This window comes from Vibrio sp. 1288 (assembly GCF_033344475.1).
Window position 1 is genome coordinate 26,330 of record NZ_JAWPOX010000034.1, and the last position, 24,612, is coordinate 50,941.

Annotated in this window: 24 protein-coding genes and 1 pseudogene; 8 read left to right on the forward strand and 17 right to left on the reverse strand. The window is 44.5% G+C overall.

All coding sequences use genetic code 11. The features are described from left to right. The 14 genes from lpxB to rpsB all read right to left on the reverse strand — a co-directional run bounded on the left by lpxB (position 1) and on the right by rpsB (position 14,313). A complete protein-coding gene (gene lpxB / locus R8O11_RS20150; RefSeq protein WP_318084303.1) occupies positions 1-1,140 on the reverse strand; it encodes a lipid-A-disaccharide synthase in 1,140 nt (379 codons plus the stop codon). Positions 1,141-1,259: 119 nt separating this feature from the next. Beyond that, positions 1,260-2,048 (reverse strand): acyl-ACP--UDP-N-acetylglucosamine O-acyltransferase, encoded by a 789-nt coding sequence (gene lpxA / locus R8O11_RS20155; protein WP_005380357.1) that lies wholly within the window; start codon positions 2,046-2,048, stop codon positions 1,260-1,262. Position 2,049: 1 nt separating this feature from the next. Next, on the reverse strand, positions 2,050-2,502 hold the full coding sequence (fabZ, locus tag R8O11_RS20160; RefSeq protein WP_005380349.1) for a 3-hydroxyacyl-ACP dehydratase FabZ: 453 nt from the start codon (positions 2,500-2,502) through the stop codon (positions 2,050-2,052). A gap of 232 nt (positions 2,503-2,734) precedes the next feature. Then, on the reverse strand, positions 2,735-3,766 hold the full coding sequence (lpxD, locus tag R8O11_RS20165) for a UDP-3-O-(3-hydroxymyristoyl)glucosamine N-acyltransferase (protein ID WP_005380347.1): 1,032 nt from the start codon (positions 3,764-3,766) through the stop codon (positions 2,735-2,737). A gap of 6 nt (positions 3,767-3,772) precedes the next feature. Further along, entirely contained in the window at positions 3,773-4,282 is a 510-nt protein-coding gene (locus tag R8O11_RS20170; RefSeq protein WP_005391804.1) for an OmpH family outer membrane protein, read from the reverse strand. Between the two features lie 13 nt (positions 4,283-4,295). After that, positions 4,296-6,710 carry an outer membrane protein assembly factor BamA gene (gene bamA / locus R8O11_RS20175; RefSeq protein WP_005391802.1) on the reverse strand — a complete coding sequence of 805 codons (2,415 nt, stop codon included), beginning with the start codon at positions 6,708-6,710 and terminating at the stop codon, positions 4,296-4,298. A 44-nt stretch (positions 6,711-6,754) separates the two neighbouring features. Beyond that, a complete protein-coding gene (gene rseP / locus R8O11_RS20180; RefSeq protein WP_318194393.1) occupies positions 6,755-8,113 on the reverse strand; it encodes a sigma E protease regulator RseP in 1,359 nt (452 codons plus the stop codon). Then, the gene (gene ispC / locus R8O11_RS20185) at positions 8,113-9,318 is read right to left on the reverse strand and encodes a 1-deoxy-D-xylulose-5-phosphate reductoisomerase (protein WP_017636039.1); all 1,206 of its coding nucleotides are present in this window, start codon (positions 9,316-9,318) and stop codon (positions 8,113-8,115) included. The genes rseP and ispC overlap by 1 nt, the downstream gene beginning before the upstream one ends. Before the next feature lie 50 nt (positions 9,319-9,368). After that, positions 9,369-10,211, reverse strand: coding sequence for a phosphatidate cytidylyltransferase (locus R8O11_RS20190; protein ID WP_005385351.1), 843 nt, complete (start codon positions 10,209-10,211; stop codon positions 9,369-9,371). Positions 10,212-10,223: 12 nt separating this feature from the next. After that, positions 10,224-10,979 (reverse strand): isoprenyl transferase, encoded by a 756-nt coding sequence (locus R8O11_RS20195; protein ID WP_005380331.1) that lies wholly within the window; start codon positions 10,977-10,979, stop codon positions 10,224-10,226. A 96-nt stretch (positions 10,980-11,075) separates the two neighbouring features. Then, the gene (gene frr / locus R8O11_RS20200) at positions 11,076-11,633 is read right to left on the reverse strand and encodes a ribosome recycling factor (RefSeq protein ID WP_005380330.1); all 558 of its coding nucleotides are present in this window, start codon (positions 11,631-11,633) and stop codon (positions 11,076-11,078) included. 100 nt (positions 11,634-11,733) lie between these two features. Further along, positions 11,734-12,459: a UMP kinase gene (pyrH, locus tag R8O11_RS20205; protein WP_005380329.1), complete on the reverse strand. Its 726-nt coding sequence runs from the start codon at positions 12,457-12,459 to the stop codon at positions 11,734-11,736. A gap of 147 nt (positions 12,460-12,606) precedes the next feature. Further along, positions 12,607-13,452, reverse strand: a complete 846-nt coding sequence (tsf, locus tag R8O11_RS20210) for a translation elongation factor Ts (RefSeq protein ID WP_005380328.1) — start codon at positions 13,450-13,452, stop codon at positions 12,607-12,609. Positions 13,453-13,584: 132 nt separating this feature from the next. Then, on the reverse strand, positions 13,585-14,313 hold the full coding sequence (gene rpsB, locus R8O11_RS20215) for a 30S ribosomal protein S2 (protein ID WP_005380327.1): 729 nt from the start codon (positions 14,311-14,313) through the stop codon (positions 13,585-13,587). 384 nt (positions 14,314-14,697) lie between these two features. On the opposite strand from rpsB, the gene map reads away from it, so the two are divergent. The 3 genes from map to R8O11_RS20230 all read left to right on the forward strand — a co-directional run bounded on the left by map (position 14,698) and on the right by R8O11_RS20230 (position 18,835). Then, entirely contained in the window at positions 14,698-15,576 is an 879-nt protein-coding gene (gene map, locus R8O11_RS20220; protein ID WP_005380326.1) for a type I methionyl aminopeptidase, read from the forward strand. A gap of 108 nt (positions 15,577-15,684) precedes the next feature. Beyond that, positions 15,685-18,309 carry a bifunctional uridylyltransferase/uridylyl-removing protein GlnD gene (gene glnD / locus R8O11_RS20225; RefSeq protein WP_017636037.1) on the forward strand — a complete coding sequence of 875 codons (2,625 nt, stop codon included), beginning with the start codon at positions 15,685-15,687 and terminating at the stop codon, positions 18,307-18,309. 142 nt (positions 18,310-18,451) lie between these two features. Beyond that, the gene (locus tag R8O11_RS20230) at positions 18,452-18,835 is read left to right on the forward strand and encodes a DUF3461 family protein (RefSeq protein WP_005380322.1); all 384 of its coding nucleotides are present in this window, start codon (positions 18,452-18,454) and stop codon (positions 18,833-18,835) included. A 67-nt stretch (positions 18,836-18,902) separates the two neighbouring features. On the opposite strand, the gene truC is transcribed toward R8O11_RS20230, so the two are convergent. Together truC and R8O11_RS20240 are read right to left on the reverse strand one after the other, a co-directional pair. Then, positions 18,903-19,685 carry a tRNA pseudouridine(65) synthase TruC gene (truC, locus tag R8O11_RS20235; RefSeq protein WP_213898536.1) on the reverse strand — a complete coding sequence of 261 codons (783 nt, stop codon included), beginning with the start codon at positions 19,683-19,685 and terminating at the stop codon, positions 18,903-18,905. 4 nt (positions 19,686-19,689) lie between these two features. Next, a complete protein-coding gene (locus tag R8O11_RS20240; RefSeq protein ID WP_005380318.1) occupies positions 19,690-20,004 on the reverse strand; it encodes a YqcC family protein in 315 nt (104 codons plus the stop codon). A gap of 76 nt (positions 20,005-20,080) precedes the next feature. On the opposite strand from R8O11_RS20240, the gene R8O11_RS20245 reads away from it, so the two are divergent. Both R8O11_RS20245 and R8O11_RS20250 read left to right on the forward strand, forming a co-directional pair. Continuing rightward, positions 20,081-21,118, forward strand: coding sequence for a DUF3549 family protein (locus R8O11_RS20245; protein ID WP_085569849.1), 1,038 nt, complete (start codon positions 20,081-20,083; stop codon positions 21,116-21,118). 13 nt (positions 21,119-21,131) lie between these two features. After that, positions 21,132-21,431, forward strand: coding sequence for a DUF3301 domain-containing protein (locus R8O11_RS20250; RefSeq protein ID WP_005380315.1), 300 nt, complete (start codon positions 21,132-21,134; stop codon positions 21,429-21,431). On the opposite strand, the gene R8O11_RS20255 is transcribed toward R8O11_RS20250, so the two are convergent. Then, positions 21,391-21,876, reverse strand: coding sequence for a GNAT family N-acetyltransferase (locus tag R8O11_RS20255; RefSeq protein WP_025768243.1), 486 nt, complete (start codon positions 21,874-21,876; stop codon positions 21,391-21,393). The two genes, R8O11_RS20250 and R8O11_RS20255, sit on opposite strands and share 41 nt — an antisense overlap. 931 nt (positions 21,877-22,807) lie before the next feature. Between R8O11_RS20255 and R8O11_RS20260 the strand changes: the two genes are divergently transcribed. From R8O11_RS20260 to R8O11_RS20270, 3 genes and pseudogenes are all read left to right on the forward strand, one after another. Then, positions 22,808-23,101: a hypothetical protein gene (locus tag R8O11_RS20260; RefSeq protein WP_238762486.1), complete on the forward strand. Its 294-nt coding sequence runs from the start codon at positions 22,808-22,810 to the stop codon at positions 23,099-23,101. Beyond that, complete coding sequence (locus R8O11_RS20265; protein ID WP_005380310.1) at positions 23,098-23,547, forward strand: YaiI/YqxD family protein; 450 nt, start codon at positions 23,098-23,100, stop codon at positions 23,545-23,547. Before R8O11_RS20260 ends, R8O11_RS20265 begins: the two co-directional genes overlap by 4 nt. A gap of 353 nt (positions 23,548-23,900) precedes the next feature. Beyond that, a pseudogene (locus tag R8O11_RS20270) lies at positions 23,901-24,284 on the forward strand (ketoacyl-ACP synthase III); the annotation flags it as partial. Positions 24,285-24,612 lie beyond the last annotated feature (328 nt).

Sequence of the window (24,612 nt, forward strand, 5' to 3'; positions counted from 1 at the left end):
CTATTTTTCAATCAGTTTTAGAACCGCGTTTGCGGCTTGTTGATCCGCATCTTTACGGATCCAATGATGCATTTCCGTAAACTTATCTAACATCGGTTTATTGTCGCTTTCCAATAAGCGAGAAACCTCAGTAAACAAATTGTCTGGTGTGCACTCATCTTGTAGATATTCTTTGACGAGCTCATCATCCGCCAAGATATTCGGCAATGACACATACTTCGTTTTCAATAGACGTTTAGCTAAGAAAGCAGTAAATGCATTCACACGATAACCCACCACCATTGGACGCTTGAGAAGCATACACTCCAACGCTACGGTACCGGAGGCCAACATCACGGAATCGGATGCGGTGATGACGTTGCGTGCGGTGTCATCAACTAACTTGAAGTCCAACTCTGGCGCTAGCTCTTTCCATGCTTGTTCAAACTGCTCACGGCGTTTTTGATTAACAAGCGCGACAACAAACCCCAGTTCTGGAAATTTTTTATGGAGTAACTTGCAGGTTTCAATAAATGGCTCTGAGAGCATTTTTAACTCGCTACCACGACTGCCTGGCAGGACAGCAAGCCACTTTTTATCTTGTTCTAAACCAAGCAACTCACGTGCAGGCGCTTGTTCTGATTCTAGTGGGATGGCATCAGCCAAGGTATGACCAATGAACTCGCAAGGTACATTAAATTTGTCGTAGAACGCTTTCTCAAACGGAAGAAATGCTAGCACCAAGTTCGTTGCCGCTTCTATTTTAAAGATGCGCTTCTGACGCCAAGCCCAAACAGACGGACTCACGTAATGAACGGTTTTAATGCCCGCTTGCTTGAGGTCAAGCTCCAGGCGTAAGTTGAAGTCAGGAGCATCGATCCCGATGAAAACATCAGGCGGATTCTGAGTAAAATACTGAACGAGCTCAGCTTTCACTTTAAGAAGTCTCGGTAAGCGGCCTAAAACCTCGACTAATCCCATCACCGCAAGCTCTTCCATATCAAACAGAGACTCGCAACCTTGGGCTATCATTTTCGGACCACCAATGCCTACGAACTCTGCGTCTGGATATTGTTGCTTTACTGCTTTGATAAAGCCTTCACCTAGCGTATCGCCAGACAATTCTCCGGCAATGATGCCAATACGTAATGGTCTTTCCATATCTACTTCGCTATTTTTCCTGTGCGCTATGGATAACGGTTTGCCTTATCCATAAAACACAAAAAGATCGTAACCTCAAATTTGGTCACGATCTTTTTATTTATTGGTTCATTCGCCAATTAACGAATAATGCCACGTTCCGTCGTTTCCAGAATATCTGAGAAACGCTTCACAGCCGGCCACTCTTGAGCCATTTCAGCCAGAATAGGCTTCACTTCTTCTAGCGTCTTACCTGAACGGTAGATTTCTTTATACGCTTTTTGTAGCGCACGAATCTCTGGTTTCTCAAAGCCATTACGCTTCAAGCCAACAAGGTTCAAGCCGAATGGAGTAGCGTGGTTACCTTGCGCGAGTACATAAGCTGGGACATCTTGCACCACAGCTGAACAGCCGCCAATGTATGCGTAAGCGCCCACTGTACAAAACGGATGAATCGCAGACAGTGCCATCACACCGGCATAGTCATCAACAGTAACGTGACCACCAAGAATCGAGTTATTACCGATATGAGTGTGGTTACCAATAACAACATCATGCGCAACGTGTGCATTCACACACAATAAGTTGTCATCACCAATGATCGTGGTTGCTTTGTCTTGCACTGTGCCGCGGTGAACTTGGACCGCTTCACGAATGACGTTACGGTCACCGATAACCACAGTTGTGTCTTCACCACCGTATTTTTTGTCTTGGTTTTCTTCACCAATGACAGCATGTGGGAAAATACGGTTATCTTTGCCAATAGTTGTGTGACCTTTGATCACAACGTGAGACATCACTTCTGTGCCTTCACCAATTTCAACCGTAGAGGTGATGTACGTAAAAGGACCTACTGTTACGTTAGCACCAATTTTGGCGCCCTCTTCTACCACCGCTGCCGGGTGGATTTTAGCGGTTTCATGAATCATATTAAAACTCTCGACGAGCACACTTCAGTTCTGCAGAACATACCACTTCGCCGTCAACTTTTGCTACACCGCTAAATGCAGCAATGCCGCGACGTTCTTTCAGAAATTCTACCTCAATAACCAATTGGTCGCCCGGAACCACTGGTTTACGGAATTTCGCGCCGTCTACGCTTGCAAAGTAGTACAGTTCATTTTCTGTTGGTGCACCAAATGATTTAAATGCAAGTAAGCCTGTTGCCTGAGCCATTGCTTCTAAAATCAAAACACCTGGGAATACTGGTAGTTGAGGAAAGTGACCTGTGAACTGAGGTTCGTTAACCGACACGTTTTTAATCGCGTGAAGGTACTTCTCTTCTTGGAAGTCTATCACTCGGTCGATCAATAAGAATGGGTAGCGATGAGGTAGTAGCTCTTGAATTTCAGAGATGTTCATCGTTTTCTTTTCAGTAGTCAAAGTCGTCTTCCTATATCAATTTTTTGCCGCCAAGATGGCAAACGTGGCAACAGGTCGTAAAGCCGAATCGCTTTGCAATATACTAGCAAAATACGCACCATCTTGGAGTTAAATCTACTTAGAGCGCGTCATTATAGAAGAAAAAGACCCGCATTTCGCGAGTCTTCGTACAGAATATGGAACTAGAGCCTGTTAGCTTTCACGTTAAATACAGAGCGAAAGATAACTTGTTCTAAATTTCTTCTTTCTGTTCCAGCTGTTTTTCAACCGCTTTCAGGCGCTTATTCATCTCATCAATACGGTGAACTCGAGTTGCAGTTTTACGCCACTCTCTGTTCGTTTGTAGTGGAATACCTGATGAGTAAAGGCCTTTTTCTTCGATACTGCGCATTACCATGCCCATACCTGTAATCGCCACACCATCTGCGATAGTGATATGGCCATTCAGAACAGACGCGCCGCCAATCTGGCAGTACTTACCAATTTTTGTACTGCCCGCGACAATAGTACCACCAGGCATCACGGTACCATATCCGATCTGCACGTTGTGCGCGATTTGAAGTTGGTTATCCAGAATGACATTGTCTTCAATGATAGTATCTTCGAGTGCACCGCGGTCAATCGTAGTACAAGCACCAATCTCAACGCGGTTACCGATACGCACTGAACCAAGCTGAGGGATTTTGATCCACTCGCCTTTGTCATTCGCATAACCGAAGCCATCAGAGCCAATGACGGTACCCGATTGAACAAGACAGTCATCACCTAATGACACTTCATGGTAGATAGTGACATTAGCCCAAAGCTTGGTGTTATTCCCTAGCTTGGCGTTCTTACCGATAAAACAACCAGCGCCAACGCTTACGTTATCGCCGAGTTCTACGCCCGTTTCAATCACAGCGTTAGCGCCGATTGTAACGTTCTCACCCATCTTAACGTCAGCGGCAATCACAGCACTTGGTGCAATATCGTCTGCCGGTTTTGGTGTGGTATCCATCGCTTGAACCACACGAGCAAATGCGACATAAGGGTCTGAAACCACTAGCGCATTTCCAACGCATTGATCTTTATGCTCAGCCTTTACCATAACAACGGTAGCTTGGCACTCAGAAAGGTGTTTTGCGTATTTTGGGTTAGACAAGAAGGTTACGTCACCTTCTTGTGCTTTATCCATTGGGGCAACACGGCTTACAACGAGAGACTCGTCACCAAACAGCTCACCCCCGGTAATTGTCGCCAATTCGGCTAATGTCAATGTCTTCATAACTTCTTATTTTAGAGCTTTAATTACGTCTTCAGAGATATTGTATTCTGGCTTGCCGTACTGCAAAGCAGAGATATCAATCACAAGATCGTAACCATTTTTGTCTGCGACTTTCTTAACTGCATCTTGAATCGTTTTGAAAAGCTTCGCTTTTTCTTCAGCTTCACGACGCGCACTTGCTTTTTCAAGTGCTTGTGCTTTCACTTTGTACTCGCTGTCTAGCTTCGCGATATCGATACGTAGCTTTTCAACTTCGTCTTGACCCAAAAGCTCGCCGTCACGTTGTAGCTTCTCAATCTTTGTTTTAGCTTGTGCTTGGATTGACTTCAGTTCATCAGCTTTGCTTTTGAAGTCTTTCTGCATTTTTTGTAGTACAACTTCACGTTGAGGAAGAGCTTGAAAGACTTGAGCTGTATTTACGTAAGCAATTTTCTGTGCAGCTTCTGCCGCATTTGCAAACATTGAAGAGCTCAGTACAAGAAGGCCAATCCCAGCCGCTTTGATCATTTTATTCAAAATATTTTCCTCTTTAGAAAGTTCTACCGATAGTGAATGTGAAGAACTCTTCATCATCGCCATCAAATTTCTTAATTGGTTTCGCTAGTGAGAAGACTAGTGGCCCCATTGGAGACATCCACTGCAACGCCGCACCGTAAGAAGAGCGGTAGTTGGTTGGATCTGAGTAATCGTAGTAGTAACGGTCACCATATTCCGCACCTGAATCGCGGTAGTCAAACTCCGTATCCCAAACACTTGCCATATCAAAGAAGATACTGGTACGAATTTGGTTTTGTACTTCTTCTGATGCAAATGGTGTTGGGACAATCAACTCAACACTTGCTAGCGCTACGGCGTTACCACCAACAGAGTCATCTGTTGCTGTATCTGCGCCATTGTTTGAACCAGATGTATCACGGTAAACCGCTTTAGGACCAACAGAGTTTGAGCCAAAGCCACGAAGCGATGTAAAGCCACCTGCGTAGTAGTTTTCGTAGAATGGGAACAAGTTATCGTTGCCATCCGTTTGACCGTAACCATTACCGTAACCTAAGCGGCCACGGAACAAGAGGGTAAACTCGTGCTTTTTAGTCAATGGCACATACTGACGAACATCGTACTGCATTTTGAAGTATTGAACGTCAGAGCCAGGTACGGTCATTTTATAGAATGCACGCTGATGGTTACCTGCCGTAGGGAAGTAGCCACGGTTTAAGTTATTACGTGTCCAAGAGATATTGAAGTCGAAATCGTTTGTGTTCAACGCTCCACTAGAATCAATGTTGTCTGCTTGTGCTCGTAAGAACTGCTCTACCTGTAAGTAAGGCGATAAGTTACCGATCTTGTTGTGCGTATAACCGACACCGAATTCAAAACGGTTCAACTCATCGAATGGGAAACCCCACGTTAAGCTCGCGCCATAGCTTTCGTTGGTATAGTCAACGATATTGGCTTCTTTCGCTTCAAATTCGTTATAGAAAACCTTACCACCTAAGCTTACACCGTCTAAGTTCCAGTACGGATCACGGTAATCTAGACTGATGTTTTTCTGGTAGTCATTCATCATCGCGTTGATACCAACACGGTTACCACTACCAATGAAGTTATCTTGTTGCAGGCCAACCTGGAAGCTCACACCCGATTCTGTGCCGTAGCCAACACCGAAGTTAACGCTACCAGAGTTCGCTTCTTTGACAGAGTAAACTAGGTCAACTTGATCATCACTACCAGGAACTCGAACCGTCTGTACTTCAACATTTTCAAAGTAGCCCAAACGATTTAGACGAGTTTTACCCGTTTCAATCGATTTCGAGTTCAACCAACTGCCTTCCATCTGACGCATTTCACGACGAAGGACTTCATCTTTGGTTGAGTTATTACCCGTGAAGCGAATGTCACGAACATAAATTCGGTTACCCGGATCTACGTTAACGACCAAAGAAACTTCTTGATTCTCGTCGTCAAACTCAGGAATGGTATTCACTTGAGGATAAGCATAACCGGACTCACCAAGCACACGCTTAATCCCTTCTTCCATTGAAGTAACCAACGAGCCGTTGTATGTCTCATTGTCTTCAAATGGCACAAGTCTTTCGAACGTCGCTTCCTCGCCAATCAAATCACCACGGAACTTCACGTCCTTAACGGTGTAAACCTCGCCCTCTTCTAGACCAAGAGTAATGTATACCCCTTTCTTGTCAGGAGAGATTGCAACTTGTGTCGAATCAACGTTAAATTTTAAGTAACCACGATCCAGGTAGAATGATTTGAGTGCTTCAATATCACCTGCAAGAACTTGCTTTTGATACTTTTCATCAGAAAGGAAATTCCACCACGGCACATCAACATTTAAGTTAAAGCGCGAAAGCAGTTCTTCATCACTGAACACTTCATTACCGATAAAGTTGATTTGCTGAATTTTTGCCGACACACCTTCAGTAAAGACAAACTTAAGATCAGAACGATTACGTGGTAGTGGAGTCACCACCGCTTTTACTGTTGCGTTGTATTTACCTACGCTGTAGTAAAAGTCTTCTAAGCCTTTTTCAATGTTGCTTAGCGTGGTGCGGTCAAGCGCTTCACCTTCACGAACGCCAGACGCGTTCAGGTTTTCTTGTAGCTGCTCGTCCTTGATTGCTTTGTTACCTGAAAAAGAGATGCTTGCAATGGTAGGACGTTCTTTGACTTGAACCATCAGAACACCACCGTCACGCAACACTTTCACATCTTCAAAGTTACCAGATGCATACAGGGCGCGGATAATTTCTGCAACATCGCCTTGGCCAATGGTATCACCGACACGTACAGGCATTTTCAACAATGCAGCACCCAGTGCTACACGCTGCAATCCATCGATTTCAATATCTTGAACTACGAAGTTCTCTGCTCCATTTGCAGATACACTGGTCGCCAGTAAACTTGCAAATAGAATTCGCTTAATCGCCATACTTGTTCTAATTATTCCTTGCTACTGCTTTTGTCTCTGAACTATCACAGACGAGTAAAATCATTAAATAGCGCTAACGCCATGAGCGAGAAGATGATCGCACCACCAATTCTAAAGCCCATTTCCTGCACTTTCTCAGGAACAGGACGTCGAATGACTGCTTCAATTGCAAAAAACAACAAATGACCGCCATCCAACATTGGTAAAGGAACGAGATTAATAATACCTAGGTTAACACTAATTAGAGCGAGAAAACCTAAAAAGTAGACCAAACCATAATCTGCTGTCGCGCCTGCGCCTTTGGCTATTGATATTGGTCCACTCAGATTATTCAGACCAACGTCTCCAACAATCAGCTTCTTAAGCATGCTGATTGTCAAACCAATGACTTGGCCAGTTTTGTCTACTGCTTTACCTATTGACTCGAATACACCAAACTGAAGATCGAAGCGATAACTTTCTGGCCATTCTGCGACTTTAGGTGCAATACCTGCAAAACCAACGACTTCTTTGTTAGCTAGCTCACGGCTACCGGGCGTCAGCGTCAATGTTTGCTCATAACCCTGACGTAACACCGTCAATTCAAGCGGTGTATCAGGATTAGAACGAACCGCTTCAACCACTTGCTTCCATTCGGTTACGCGTTGTTGACCAATTGCGACAACCTCATCACCTGGAAGCACACCAGCTTTTTCCGCCGCTCCACCTTGCGAGACCTGCTCGATAACTCGATACACCTCCGGTGTATACGGAGTAAAACCTAACGACTGCATCGCTGACTGAGTTTCTGGGTCGAACTTCCACTCACGTAAATCGAGCGTTTTCGTTACTTCTGAACCAACTTCATTCGCTGACGTTAGTGTTACCGTCATCAAATCATCGCCAATATGAGAAATCAATCCCATATTTACTGATTCCCAATCCGGAGTTTTGATACCAGATATCGATTTAAGTTCCATTCCAGATTCAATTCCAGCTTCCGCAACAATCGAATTGGGCGTAACTTCACCAATTACAGGCTTAACAGCCGGGATACCAATTAGAAATACCAGCCAATAGGCAAAAATTGCGAAAAGAAAATTAAAGATGGGGCCAGCCGCAACAATAGAGGTTCGCTTCCATAACGGCTTCTTATCAAACGCTAGGTGCTTCTCATGTTCTGGCACCTCATCGACACGGCTAGCAACCATTTTCACATAGCCGCCGAGAGGGATCATTGAGATGCTGTACTCCGTTCCGTCTTTGCCTACTTTACTCCAAATAGACTTGCCGAAACCGATTGAAAACTTTTCAACTTTAACGCCGCAACGGCGAGCAACCCAAAAATGCCCAAATTCGTGCACGGCAACAAGAATGCCCAGTGCGACGATAAAAGAAATGAGATTCCACAATATACCAGTCATCAGCTACGCTCGCGTATGGTTTCTAGGGCAATAGTTCGTGCCATTCTATCTAGCTCGAGCAAGCTTTCCAAGCTATTCGCATTCTCAGCTTTGCAGCTTGCGTTGATTTTATTCAACACAGACTCATTGATGCGAGCAATATCGGTAAAACCTAGTCTGTTATTTAAAAATGCATCAACAGCGACTTCATTAGCTGCGTTCAATGCTGTTGTTGCGTGTTGACCTTCATAACAGGCATCAATTGCGAGTTTTAAACATGGGTAACGAGCAAAATCAGGCTGCAAAAACGTCAGCTCACCAACTTTCGTGAAGTCTAGCGGCTTAACCCCAGCTTCCACTCTTGACGGGTATGACATGGTGAGCGCAATTGGCGTCGCCATATCCGCTTCTCCCATTTGTGCCAAGACCGAACCATCACGATACTGAACCATAGAATGAATTACCGATTGAGGGTGAATAACCACCTTCAGTTGTTCGCGAGCAGCATTAAATAGCCACTTAGCTTCGATATACTCAAGGCCTTTATTCATCATCGTGGCAGAGTCAACAGAAATTTTTGGCCCCATCGACCAGTTTGGATGAGCAATCGCCTGAGCGGGTGTCACCTGCTCCAGTTCTGCGATGTCAGTGTAACGGAAAGGACCACCAGATCCAGTCAACAAAATATGAGAAATGCCATGTTCTTGTAAATTGCAACGACCTAGATTGGTTTGTACTTGCTGTGGTAAACATTGGAAAATGGCGTTGTGTTCACTGTCGACGGGAAGTAGCTCTGCGCCAAATTCTTCTACAGCATCAATAAATAGCTGGCCTGACATTACAAGTGCTTCTTTATTTGCCAACAAGACTCGCTTACCTGCTTTCACGGCAGCCATGGTTGGCAATAAGCCAGCGGCTCCTACAATAGCAGCCATTACACTGTCGACCTCGTCCAGCGAAGCTATATGACATAGCGCATCAGTACCACCTAGCACTTCGGTACCTGGCGAAACCAAGTGTAGCTCAGCTTGAAGTTGAGACGCCGCAGCTTTATCTGCCATGACCGCATATTTAGGTTGCCACTGACAACATAGACCGATCATCTTTTCAACGTTAGTGCTTGCCGCTAAGGCAACGACAGAAAACAGATCTGGGTTTTGTTCGACCACTTTAAGCGTGCTTGCACCAATTGATCCAGTAGCACCAAGAATCGTTAACTTTTGCATGTTGTAAGACCGTTAGAAAGCTCAGGAGCGACGACGCCGCTCCTGATAAATTAGAATACGTAGTAAAGAAGAGCAAAAACTGGGAATGCTGCGGTTAGGCTGTCGATACGATCTAGCACACCACCGTGCCCTGGGATAATGTTACTGCTGTCTTTAATGCCTGAGACACGTTTGAACATACTTTCAACCAGATCACCAAGCACTGAAATAACGACAGTAACCAGCGTAATCAGCACCATATGGACAGGGCTAGTGAACTGGATGTCGAACCAATCAGCAAATGCCCACGCTACGATTAATGCCGTGATAATGCCACCAATTAGCCCTTCAATAGTTTTATTGGGGCTTACATGAGGAGCCATCTTACGTTTGCCTAAGCTTTTGCCTGCAAAGTAGGCGCCGCTATCTGCAGCCCATACCAAGAAACAAACGTACAACACAAGCTTTGCGCCGTGGTATGGATCTACAGTGATGTCATACGCTCTGAGAATAATCACACTCCAAAGGAATGGGATTAATGTCAGAAAACCAAATACATGACGTAAAACAAAATTACTTTGCCAAGATTTCGTCGTTTTGGGGTAAGTAATCGCCATTAAGCTAGCAATAATCCACCAAACAAAACCAATACCCAAGACGACATAATGAGGTGTCGTTAAGTGATTGAGGCTATATGCATCAGGCGAGATGTATAGAAAACTAAGTCCGGTAATAATGATTGCCGGCACAAGGGCAGCAATGCGAGAGTTGCTTCCTGTAAACTGAGTCCACTCCCAAAAACCTAATAGCGTTATTGCAGTTAAAGCGGCAATAAAGCCCATTAGCGGTAATTTAAAAATGCCTAAAATAACCAGGGGAGCTAAAATTAGTGCTGTTATTATTCTCTGTTTCAAACTAACTAGTCCTTATTGAGCTGCCATCAATGCCTTTATTTGTTCACCTGTACAGCCAAAACGACGTTCTCGGTTGATAAACCAAGTCACAGCTTCTACCAAACTGTCTTCATCGAATTCTGGCCAGTACTCTGGTGTAAAGTACATTTCTGCATAAGCCATTTGCCACAACATAAAGTTGCTGATGCGGCACTCTCCACTGGTGCGAATTAAAAGATCCACTTCCGGTAGGTCTGCCATGGTCAAATGCTCAGTGATTAGCTGCTCATTGATATCCTCTACACGAATTTCACCGTTACGTGCTTTTAGCGCTAACGTTTTAGCAGCTTCTGTGATGTCCCATTTACCGCCATAGTTGGCTGCAATGTTGATCACCATACCCGTGTTATCTGCCGTTAGGTTTTCTGCTTCTACAATTTTCTTTTGTAGACGCTCACTAAATCGACTGGTATCACCGATCACGCGCAACCGTAAGTTATTTTTGTGTAGTTTTTTTACTTCACTAGACAGGACCGTGATAAACAGTTCCATCAAAAGACCCACTTCTTCCTCCGGACGACGCCAGTTTTCACTACTAAAAGCAAACAGCGTCATGGCTCTAATGCCTAGTTTTGAAGCAGCAGCCACGGTCTTACGAACGGCACTAACGCCTTTTTTATGACCAAATACGCGAGGTTTTCCTTTGGACTTAGCCCAACGGCCATTACCGTCCATAATGATGGCAATATGCTTAGGAAGGGAATCAGAGAAGGCTTGAGAATTTTGCATAGGGAGTTAATTGAGTTCCATCAGTTGGATAGACTAACATAAAAAAACGCTGAGCTGTGAGCACAGCGTTTTCCAACAGTGATGTGTGTGGGAGTATTAAACTTCCATCAACTCTTTTTCTTTTGCAGCAAGAACTTCATCGATCTTCTTAACTGCAACGTCAGTTAGCTTTTGAATTTCGTCTTGTGCTTTACGATCTTCATCTTCAGAGATTTCTTTATCTTTTAGAAGCGCTTTAAGATCGTTGTTTGCGTCACGACGGATGTTACGAACAGCAACACGACCACCTTCAGCTTCACCACGAACGATCTTAACTAGGTCTTTACGACGTTCTTCCGTTAACGGTGGAAGTGGAACGCGGATGATAGTGCCAGCTGACATAGGGTTTAGACCAAGGTCAGACGTCATGATCGCTTTTTCTACTTTCGGCGTCAGCTCTTTATCAAAAACCGTGATTGCAAGTGTACGTGCATCTTCAGCAATAACGTTTGCTACTTGGTTTAGAGGTGTTGCTGCACCGTAGTATTCTACAGAAATACCAGATAGTAGGCTTGGGTGTGCACGACCTGTACGAATTTTAGAAAGGTTGTTCTTAAGCGCTTCAACGCTTTTATCCATGCGCTCTTGCGCGTCTTTTTTGATTTCGTTAATCACAGTTTCACCTTAAAAATGTCATCTTTCCTGAAGAAAGCCTAAAACGGTTGAGCAAAGCAAGCACCACCCTAACGCTTTGGAGTGGCACCTTAAGCCAAGCTTATTCGTTGATGAGCGTGCCTTCTGCTTCGCCCATTACCACGCGACGTAGTGCGCCTGGCTTGTTCATATTAAATACGCGGATTGGCATTTTGTGGTCACGAGCTAGCGTAAACGCCGCCAAGTCCATAACTTTCAGCTCTTTATCCAGAACTTCTGCATAAGATAGCTTATCATACAGCTCTGCGTCTGGGTTTGCTACAGGGTCAGCAGTAAATACACCATCAACTTTCGTCGCTTTTAGTACAACATCCGCTTCAATTTCGATACCACGTAAACAAGCAGCAGAATCCGTTGTAAAGAACGGGTTACCAGTACCAGCAGAGAAGATGACAACTCGGCCTTGGCGAAGCTCACGGATCGCATCAGCCCAATTATAGTCGTCACATACGCCTTTTAGAGGGATTGCAGACATAACGCGCGCATTTACGTATGCACGGTGAAGAGCATCACGCATCGCTAGGCCATTCATTACTGTAGCAAGCATACCCATGTGGTCACCAACTACGCGGTTCATACCAGCTTCAGCTAGGCCTGCACCACGGAACAAGTTACCGCCACCGATAACTACACCAACCTGAACACCCAGTTCAACCAGTTCTTTAACTTCTTGTGCCATACGATCAAGGACCGCAGGATCAATACCAAAACCGTCTTCACCTTGAAGAGCTTCACCACTCAGTTTTAATAGAATACGTTGATACGCTGGTTTAGGGTTCGTAGTCATGGAGTTTACCTTCCAAAGAGAGTTGTTGATTAACAGTCATGAATAGACACAACTTCAGTTATGGCTATTCATCACGGCTAATCGTTCACTGCTCATAAAAAGACCGCAGCCTTGGCTACGGTCTAATCTTTATACAGTCTCTAAGGATTAACCTTTTTGAGCTGCTGCAACTTCTTCAGCGAAGCTCATTTCTTCTTTCTTCTCGATACCTTCACCTACTTCTAGGCGAACGAACGTAGAAACTGAAGCGCCTTTTTCTTTCAGCATTTCGCCTACAGTTTTCTTAGGCTCCATGATGAAAGCTTGACCTGTTAGAGAGATCTCGCCAGTGAATTTCTTCATGCGGCCAACAACCATCTTCTCAGCGATTTCAGCAGGCTTGCCTTCGTTCATTGCGATTTCAACTTGAACAGCTTTCTCTTTTTCTACTACGTCAGCTGGTACGTCTTCTGGGTTAACGAACTCAGGCTTAGAAGCAGCAACGTGCATTGCAACGTGCTTAAGAGTTTCTGCGTCGCCTTCACCAGCAACAACAACACCGATTTTCTCACCGTGACGGTAAGAAGCGATTGCAGTGCCTTGAACGTATTCTACGCGACGGATAGTGATGTTTTCACCGATTTTAGCTACTAGAGCTACACGTGCGTCTTCGAATTGTGCTTGTAGTTCTTCAACAGAAGCTTTTGAAGCTAGAGCTGCAGCTGCAACTTCTTCTGCGAATGCAGTGAAGTTACCGTCTTTAGCAACGAAGTCAGTTTGGCAGTTAACTTCAAGAAGAACAGCAACGCCGTTTTCTTCTTTGATGATGATTGCGCCTTCAGCTGCAACGTTACCAGCTTTCTTAGCTGCTTTCGCTGCGCCAGATTTACGCATGTTTTCAATTGCTAGTTCGATGTCAGCGTTTGCTTCTACAAGCGCTTTCTTACATTCCATCATGCCAGCGCCAGTACGCTCGCGAAGTTCTTTAACTAGAGCAGCAGTTACAGTTGCCATTCTGTCTTCCTCGTTTGATTCGAAATAAGGTAAAAAACAGGGGCCTAACATTGTCGGCCCCCATTGCTAACTATAACTTAGTTTATGCTACACAAAGGTTTCACATAGACCAAGTGTGACACAGAGCCGCTATTATTCAGCTTCTACGAAACCGTCTTTTTCAGCAACTGCAGCTACGTCTTTGTTACGACCTTCAGATACTGCTGAAGCAGCAGCGTTCAGGTATAGCTGTACAGCGCGGATCGCGTCGTCGTTACCTGGGATTACGTAGTCAACGCCGTCTGGGTTAGAGTTAGTATCTACCACAGCGTATACTGGAATACCTAGGTTGTTAGCTTCTTTAATTGCAATGTGTTCGTGATCAGCGTCGATTACGAATAGAGCGTCTGGTAGGCCTCCCATGTCTTTGATACCACCAAGAGATTTCTCTAGCTTCTCCATTTCGCGAGTACGCATTAGAGCTTCTTTCTTAGTTAGTTTGTCAAAAGTACCGTCTTGAGATTGAGTCTCTAGTTCTTTTAGACGCTTGATAGACTGACGAACTGTTTTGTAGTTTGTAAGCATACCGCCTAACCAGCGGTTGTTTACGTAAAACTGGTTGCTTGCGATTGCAGCTTCTTTAACAGCTTCAGATGCAGCGCGCTTAGTACCTACGAATAGAACCTTACCTTTCTTCTCGCCAACTTTAGCTAGTTCAGCTAGAGCGTCGTTGAACATTGGTACAGTTTTTTCTAGGTTGATGATATGAACTTTGTTACGAGCGCCAAAGATGAATGGCTTCATTTTTGGGTTCCAGTAACGAGTCTGGTGACCGAAGTGAACACCAGCTTTTAGCATATCGCGCATTGATACAGTTGCCATTTTAAAATCCTCTATGGGGTTAGGCCTCCACATTCCCCATAACTCCGACCAAGCTTCTGCTCAGCACCCCGGAATATGTGACGGAATGTGTGTGATTTAAAGATAAAAGGTTATTCGGATGAAGCTTGCTTCGCCGCTTAACTTTGCTAAACGAAGAGAACAGTCCTCTATTCCGGCGCGCTTTATACCATATTTTAGCTCACTGTGGCTAGTAAAAATTATTTCTTCACCGAGCCACTTTCTCCTATTTATAAGCAAAACTTTAAACATATGATCGAATTAAGAATGATGCATATTCCTATCTAACTTGGGTTAACGCCCCGATGTCTGATAGAATGCGGCCATTCGCACGTTTACGTGCTTAGGAATAAGTAGAGAAAGCCAATGTCAATCAAGATTAAAACTGCTGAAGAAATAGAACGCATGCGCATTGCGGGCAAGCTAGCCGCAGAGATTCTAGAAATGATCGAACCACACATCAAAGTTGGTGTGACGACAGAAGAGTTAAACAAAATCTGTCATGAGTACGCTCTAGAAAAAGGCGCATACTCTGCTCCGCTTGATTACCATGGTTTCCCTAAGTCGATCTGTACTTCAATCAACCATATCGTATGCCACGGTATTCCAGCGGAAAAAGACGAAATCGGTAGCAACGGCCAAATGAAGCCGGCGGTACTAAAAGATGGTGACATCTTAAACGTTGATATTACCGTAATCGTTCCAAATGATGAGAATGCCGATCTGAGCGTGCGTCCTCAGGGTTACCATGGTGACACTTCTAAGATGTTCCTAGTCGGTGATGTTTCGCCTGCAAACAAACGTCTGTGCATGGTAGCTCAAGAAGCACTGTACGTTGGTATGCGTACCGTTAAGCCAGGTTCAACAGTTGGCGACATCGGTACAGCTATCGAGAAGTACATCAAAGAGAACAACAAGAACAATCCTCGCAACAAGTTTTCTATTGTGAAAGACTTCTGTGGTCACGGTATCGGCGATGAGTTCCATGAAGAACCACAAGTGGTTCATTACAAGAACAAAGACCGCCGCGTATTAAAAGAAGGCATGTGCTTTACTATTGAGCCGATGATTAACGCAGGTAAATTTGGTTGCTCTGTTGATGCACAAGATGACTGGACTGTTTACACGGGCGACGGCAAGAACTCTGCGCAATGGGAACATACCATTGTAGTAACAAAAGAAGGTTGTGAAGTACTGACGCTTCGTAGCGACGATACGATTCCTCGCCTAATGAAAAACGCGTAAAGCTGACAACCACTCGTTGTTTACTATATCCCTGCTTCGGCGGGGATATTTTTTATCTGCCGCAAATTTGTTAGATTGTTATTAGATTAGCTTGCACGGATGGCAAATATGACACTTCAGTCCCCTCTTACCTTTTCCGATGAACAAATCAATATCGGTGAACTCAAACAAGAATTAGAGAAGTTTAGCTCTAATCAAAACCAAGAGTTTCTCAATCATCATCCGGTAACAAGCTTGGTTTTAGCCAGAGCTGAATATATGGATCTGCTTCTCAATCGTTTGTGGCAACATTTTGGTTTCAAGGATATTTACAACATTTCCCTAGTTGCCGTTGGTGGCTACGGACGAGGCGAGCTGCATCCGCTCTCCGATATCGATATTTTGATTCTGTCGAACAATAAACTGCCAACCGCGTTAGAAGCAAAAATCAGCGAATTCATTACGCTGTTGTGGGATTTAAAACTCGAGGTCGGACACGCTGTTCGCACCGTTACTGAATGTGCTGAAATTGGTAAAGCCGATCTAACGGTCGCGACAAACCTGCAAGAAGCGCGATTGCTGTGTGGAAGCGAGGACACCTTTCAGGCACTGAAGAAAGTCGTGTTATCAGACTCCTTCTGGCCAAGTGAGACGTTTTACCGCGCTAAAATTCAAGAGCAGCGCGAACGCCATGCACGTTACCACGACACGACCTACAACTTAGAACCGGACATTAAATCAACCCCTGGCGGGCTGCGCGATATTCATACATTAAGCTGGGTCGCTCGACGTCACTTTGGTGCGACTTCATTGTTAGAAATGAGCCGATACGGATTTTTAACTGACGCAGAATACCGAGAATTGGTTGAATGTCAGGACTTCCTTTGGCGAGTACGTTTCGCTCTGCACATGGAGCTTCGCCGCTATGACAACCGCTTGACCTTTGCCCATCAAGCACAAGTTGCGGAAAATCTAGGCTACGTCGGAGAAGGCAATCGAGGCGTAGAAATGATGATGAAAGAGTTCTACCGCACGCTTCGTCGTGTGGCAGAGCTCAATAAAATGCTACTCAAACTCTTTGACCAAGCGATCATTAATGGTGGGGCGACAGAAAGTGCCGAGATTCTCGATACGGACTTTCAACGTCGCGGTTCTTTAATTGAAGCGCGGAAACCCGCATTGTTCCAAGCTCGCCCAGAAACTATTCTGGATATGTTCTTACATATTGCTAACGACTCAACTATTGAAGGGGTGAGCCCACCAACGCTGCGTCAACTGCGCACCGCTCGCCGTCGGCTCAACAAGTTTTTGCACACCATTCCTGCTGCGCGTGAAAAGTTCATGGCGTTATGTCGTCACCCTAATGCTCTGCACAAAGCATTCAGTCTCATGCACCGATTAGGGGTTATGGCGGCCTATTTACCGCAATGGAGTCAGATTGTTGGTCAAATGCAGTTTGACTTATTCCATGCCTACACAGTTGATGAACACAGTATTCGCTTACTTAAACACATCAACACTTTTAGTGACCCAGAAAATCATGCGAAGCACCCAATTTGCTGTGACGTCTACCCTCGAATGCAAAAGAAAGAGCTGCTGATTATTGCCGCTATTTTCCACGATATCGGGAAAGGTCGTGGCGGCGATCACTCAATTATCGGTGAAGGAGAAGCATACGACTTCTGCATTGAGCATGGCTTATCGAAGCCCGAAGCCAAACTTGTCGCTTGGTTGGTAAGACATCATCTATTAATGTCTGTCACCGCACAGCGCCGAGACATTTATGATCCCGATGTCATTACCGAGTTTGCCAAAAAAGTCAGAGACGAAGAATCTCTCGATTATCTTGTATGCCTGACAGTTGCAGATATTTGTGCAACCAACCCAGAACTTTGGAATGCTTGGAAACGAACTTTACTTGCAGAGCTGTATTACTCCACACAACGTGCTTTACGCAGAGGGCTAGAGAACCCTGTCGATGTGCGTGAGCGAATTCGCCACAATCAACAAATGGCCTCCGCAATGCTGCGCAAAGAGGGGTTTGCCGCGCGCGAAATTGAAGTATTGTGGCAACGCTTCAAAGCTGACTACTTCCTTCGTCATACCCATACGCAAATCGCGTGGCACTGCGAACACTTACTTCGCATGGAAGATCCGACTAAGCCTTTGGTGTTGATCAGTAAAAAAGCCACTCGTGGCGGCACTGAGGTGTTTGTATATACGAAAGACCAGCCTGCTTTATTTGCGACGGTCGTGGCGGAGTTAGATAGGCGTAATTTTAATGTACACGACGCGCAAATCATGACCAGCAAAGATGGGCACGTGATTGATACCTTTATGGTACTCGATCAACATGGCGAAGCGATCGATGAATCTCGTCACGCGGCGGTGATTAAACACCTCACCCATGTACTGGAGGCGGGCCGACCAACCAAGATTAAAACGCGCCGTACTCCGAACAAACTTCAGCACTTTAATGTGAAAACCAAAGTCGACTTCTTACCAACCAAAGGTAAAAAACACACTTTAATGGAGTTTGTCGCGCTAGACACACCAGGGCTGTTGGCCAAAGTAGGCCGTACGTTTGCTGATTTAAATATCAACCTTCATGGTGCAAAAATCACCACCATTGGTGAGCGAGCAGAAGACTTGTTTATTTTAACCAGTGATGCAGGGGGAAGATTAAGTGAAGAACAGCAAGATGAGCTAAGAGAGAGATTGATCGAAAAGTTATCTGATGAGGTCGCTGCTTAGATCAAACCTGCCAATCTTTTCGGTTCTGGGCGAGAGCGATCTTGCCCACAAGTTAAGCATTTTGGCTAAATATCAGCTATCTAGCTCATACATAGGCTGCTACAGTTATATCAATATCAATTCGATGTAATAGAGGTAACCTATGTATCCCCACCTCACTGGTTTGGGTATTCACGACCCTAAGCAGATTGAACGTTATTCCCTACGCCAAGAAGCACACAAAGACGTACTCAAGATCTATTTCCACAAGCAAAAAGGCGAACTGTTCGCTAAAAGCGTTAAATTCAAATACCCGCGCCAAATCAAAAATGTTCTTGTGGACAGTGGCAGTCACAAATATAAAGAAGTAACGGAAATCAACCGTAACCTCACATTAGTCATTGATGAACTGAATAAAATCACTAAGCCAACGAAACAACCTGAGGTTGATGTAAAAGAGAAAATTCTTTCAGACCTTCGTCATTTAGAAAAAGTCGTTTCGAGCAAGATCGCAGAGATCGAAGCGGATCTTGAAAAACTAAAGTAAAACGTTAAGTCTTAAATATTAAAAAGGGTTAGCATTGATGCTAACCCTTTTTATTTGTACTCAATCATTATCTAGATCTAACTGCGCCGATTATCGGTTCATCCCACTCAAATCGAGTAAACAATTGCTGCCAAGTTTCATCAAGATTGGCCGTCATGACAATCTCTTGATCGGTAAATGGATGGACAAACCGTAACTCTGAAGCATGCAGTAGCAAACGATGAGATTCAAACTCTGTGCGATACAGCTTGTTGTGCTTTCCATCCCCGTGCGTTGTATCACCCACGATCGGATGGCGTAGATGTGCCATATGACGACGAAGTTGGTGCTTACGCCCCGTTTTAGGTTTCATCTCAACTAAGCAATAACGCGTTGTAGGAAATTTACCCGTCGAATAGGGAACCTCCACTTTAGCCAACGGCTTATATTCCGTCACCGCTTCTTGCGCTTCTTTTTCTTGTGAAGCGAACTTATCCGCAATCTTGTCTAACTCGACTTTGAGCGCGTAATCCAAAACGCCCTCTTCCTCAATCCAACCGCGTACTATTGCGTGGTATGTCTTTTCCATTTTATGTTCAGCAAACATCGGCATGACTTGTGATGCGACTTCACTCGACAACGCAAACACGAGCACACCAGATGTTGGACGATCCAGACGATGCAATGGGAACACATGCTGACCAATTTGGTCGCGCAAAGTTTGCATGACAAATTGAGTTTCGTGTTTATCTAACCAACTGCGATGCACTAACATGCCTGCAGGCTTATTGACCGCTACAAAATATTCATCCTGATAAACGATCTCCAGCTCAACTGGTTCTGAAGATCGCGTTAGTTCTTGTTCTAGCATTCGTTTACTTACACAGTTCGTCAATGGTTCGGATTGTAACAAGCAGCTCGGCGAACTGCGGTTCCTGCTTCCACGCTTCTGAAAAATAGGGCTCGAGAGAAAACCCTCTTGGCAATGGTTGGTTATTTTTCACTAGTGAGTGCATTCTGGCTATAAAGATCCACTGCAACCACTCATGAGGGTGCAATGTATCAATCGCAAATGGCTCTGTACTTTGTAAGGCTTGCTCTGAAGGCATAGTATATTGCCATAAGTTATGCTCTCTAAGCTGCGCTTCAAGTTGGTGAAGTAAGTCGACCAATTGAGTATTTGTTACCATTAATTCTATCTCGAACCTTGAATTAGCCGAGAATGATACCATTTCTTGTGAAAAGAACGTTAGGACGTCGTATTTAATGGAAAACATTCAAACCCTCACTCAACTGTTGAACAACAGCCACTGTGATTATCAAATCTTCGATCTTGGTCGCCGTATCAAAACCATCGCTAAGAAAGAGTTTACCGATGTAGAAAAAGGTCAAGCACCTTACCCATTTCCAATGCAACGTAAAGCACACCTTGCCATCGCGTACTGGAATGAACAAAAGCAACCTTGGATTTGGTTTCTAAAGTTTGAATTGGACGAGCGCGGTTTGTTAAAGCAAGCGGATATCGGCAATTTCATTAAATACGTAGTGGAGGCTATGGGAACACGCCTCAATGATGATATCACTGAAGAGCAACAGCAAAAGCTGTCTAACAACCCATACACTTTCAAACCTTCCGAAGATAAAATGGCCGTGTTTCATAGCCAGGTCCGCGCAAACCTCAATCTTCCTACCAGCCAATATTACGAGCATACCCAGCATTACTTCTCTGGAGGTTTAGGCTGGGATAATTGGCAAACTGTAGGTCTGCAAGGTATCACAGACATAGCCGCTCGCCTGGACAAAGAGCAAAACGGAGTAATGATACGCAAAGCGTTGAACCACCTACCAAATGAGCCACTTTATGCCCTATTAGGTGCGCTTGAGCATGTAGAGCTACAAGAGCGTTTAGCAGAACGTATCGCAGAAAAGGCACAGCAAGAAATCGCAAGTAGCGAACCTGATCTCTTCCTACTTTCAGCACTTATCCGAGCCCTTGCTGGTGCACCAACAGAAGTCGCCTCTCCAGTATTAGATGCGATATTGCATAGCCCTCGTTTAAGCCATCAGGAGGTATTGATTGGTGTGGCGGGCCGCGCTTGGCACTTACTCGCCAATGAAAAGGTAGCGGAACAGTTTTTGCTGCGTTTAGCTCAAACCGGTAATCAATCCCTATTTAATCAGTTATTTGCCGATTTAGTGATGCTGCCAGAGTTAAGAATGGTGTTATTGCCTTTGCTGCATTCAAACCCATCAGAGGAACTAGCAAATGCGCTAGTAAGCTTACAACAAGCAACAAAAAGCTAAGAAAGGTTCAGGAATGATTGGTGATCTTTTAGCAATTTTAGGGCTCTGCTTTTTCTGTTACCTGTTTTGGCAACAGCGTCGCCAAGCCGAACTCGCAAAAGCGGCCATCACGCGTAAATGTGAGCAATTGGATCTCCAATTAATCAGCATCGCCTTTGGTGCCCATAAACTAAAAACGCCAGACGGAGTCTGGCGTTGGCATACGGTGTATCAATTTGAGTTTTCATCTCTTGGTGACGATTGCTACCAAGGAGAGTTAACCATGGTCGGTTTCAGGCCGCAGAACTTTCACCTACCACCGCATCGCTTGTAAATTCCATTTCAAAGTAAGGACCATATACATCCTTACTTTCTTTTGTTTTAACAAATCCCAGCTTTTTCAGTACCGCCATAGAAGCTTGATGATTGCTATTCACGTTAGCTTTCACCTTATTCAAGCCCAACTCACGGCACGCTTTGGGGAAAAATGCTTTTAGTGCTTCTGTTGCTAACCCTTTACCCCAATATGATTTATCAAAAATAAACCCTAATTCAGGTTCGGAATCGAGATTAGCAATGAACACGTGCCCCATATAGTCACGACTGGTGCTCTCTAGCACTGCCATACTATAAATGTTCTCATCATCCAGTATTTTCTCAAACATCTGTTTGGCAGACGCAACTGTATACGGACCATTCAATTCAGCACGGTTTTTCGCACAGCAATTCAGCATGACGAATTCTAGTTGCAACGACTCATTGTAGGGTAGAAGAAGCATTCTTCTGGTTACTATGGCCACATCTGTTCCTTGATTACAACAAACTTAATCTATCCGCAGATCACAAACTCGATGAGCTGAACATGCTCAATGATTGCGGGCATAACACCTTGTAGAGAAGCCGAAAGTTAAACCAACTGGTTGGAAAGGATATTGATCTGAGTTGTTTTTTATTAAGTGTTATTAGGAATTTATATATTTTGTGATATTGATATCCCCAAATAACATCGAGATGCTTAATTCAATGAGAACACTGGATATCGTTTTTATATAAGAAAGACCCCGACACATAAGTATCGGGGTCATGGTCTTACTCGCAGCAGTCCGGCTACTAAAAGTGCTCCATGCATCATCCATAATAGTGGCTGATTCCGTCAGCTTATTCCTTACGTCGCCGTCCTAGCGGTGTCCTTATCATCCTGACTGCTAACATTCCTCGTTAGCACACGTCACTTGTTCCTTGAGCGGTGTCCCTTGCATCTTCCTGATGCTGTCCATAACCTCAATCCTAGAGGGTCCATTGTCTATCCTTAGTCATCAACATCCTATTGATGATCGTATCCTTACAATGTCCTACGCTCCATGCTTGATTAATCATCCTGACCAACCAAATCGTCTTCCTGACGATAACCAAATCCTTGGTGCTTTCCTGTTCCATGTCTGCTTCCTGCTGACAACTCTCAATTTACGCCTTTTCCAAAAATAGACAATCTATCCAAGATAAATATTTGGCTCTCACATTGGTTAACAAGTTGTTAAATCATTATTTATCATAAACTTAAGCTCTTTATCTTCTCTTTTCCCGCTTACGAAATCGTTTTCTCTCACAACCTATGTAAGAGATCTCTCACACTACACTCTCCAAAATGCCATTCGCCAAATTAGCGCACTCAACGTATGATGATAGATATATCGTTGTTAAGGATTAAAAATGTTAACTCAAGACGTTACTAAAGAATTAGAAGCGGTAATGGAACAACTGCAACAACAAGGAAAAGAACCAACCGTAGCGTTAGTGAAAGCACGCTTGAAAACGCCCGTCCCAATGCCTGCATTAATCACCGCAATAAAAAGTTGGAAAAGTGCTCAGCGTGTTCCCAAGGTTGAAGTCGCAGCACAAACGCACACCGATAATGATCGTCTTGCAGCGCTAGAAAGCACGGTGAAAAAATTAGTGGCTCGTATTGAAGAGCTAGAAGCCAAGCTAAATGAGAAATCATCATGAAGTTATGGGTAGATGCAGACGCGTGTCCAAAAGTTATTCGCGAAACCATTGTGCGTGCCGCCGAGCGTACGGGGATTGAATGTACGTTTGTCGCTAACCACGTTGTCCCTGTGCCGAAAAGAGACAACATCCATTCGCTACAAGTCCCTGCGGGATTTGACATCGCAGACAACGAAATCGTCAAGCGTGTAGAAGCCAACGATTTGGTGATTACGTCAGATATTCCGCTTGCAGATGAGGTTATCTCTAAAGGCGCTCAAGCCCTCAGTTCTCGTGGCGAGCTCTATACAAAAGACACCATCAAAGCTCGCCTAAATATCCGCGACTTTATGGAAACCATGCGTTCAAGCGGAATTCAGACAGGTGGGCCCGCCGCGCTTTCTCAAACCGATCGACGCGAATTTGCAAACCATTTGGATCGTATTTTGGCGAAATTTAAGAAGTAACCCTCACTCTATTCAAATTGAGCCAGCAAATAAAAGCCTGGCTCATTCCTGAAAATTCATTCTCAGCATTGCACCCAAAGCGTGCTCTTACTCCCATTTGTTTTGTTCTGTTTATTTTTCATCTCGCTCACCATAGCTTCAATATGCAACGTGGTTTATTTTGAACGACGTTTTTAATAAGTGTATAGAGAATAATGGGCTTTAACATCGTTTCCAGTGGAAGCTACCTGCCAACGAATCAATGGTCTGATCGAGAGATGGATCACTTCCTAAAATTAGCGCCAGGGACCTGCCGAAATAAATTCGACGTTGAATATCGTCATGTAGCCAATACAAAAGAGACCGCTATTTACATGGCGGTGCAGGCAATAGAGCAGTGTTTAGGAAACACACATACCTTAAGCTCCGTTGATCTCCTTATCTACGCTAGCGGTACACACCACCAGTCTCTACCCTACGACGCTTCAGCGGTTCTCGCCGCGTTAGACGCTCCAACATGGCTAGAAAGCTTTGATTTGAACAGCACCTGTTTATCCTTTCTCTCTGCGCTTGATCTTGCTCAGAGTCTATTCTTAGCAAAACGGTACCGTCGGATTCTTATTGTCACCAGCGAACTCGCCACTGGCATCACACTGAATCGAAATTTTACGCTCAAACCAGAAGTTGCAACCTTATTCGCGGACGGTGCCGCCGCATTTTTGCTCGAAGAACACAACGATGATGGATTGCTCACCAGTCACTTTGAAACGCATCATACCGGGTATTCATTTTGTCAAATTAAGGGCGGAGGTAGTCATATCAATCCGCATACCTCCGAGCATCAAGCCTATTTAAAAAGTTGCCAGTTTGAGATGGAGGGCAAAGCACTCTTTAAACATGTGCGTAAAGCCTTACCAGCGTTTCTAAAAAAAGGGTTTGACGCCTCTCCGGTAACACTCGGCGATATTGATTATTTTCTTCCTCATCAAGCCAGCGCGCATGGATTAAAAAAGGCTATGTTCCCTTTAATTGTTGCTGAAGACTTAACATCCTGTTTTCATTAAGTTCTTCAGTAACTTCCATGTA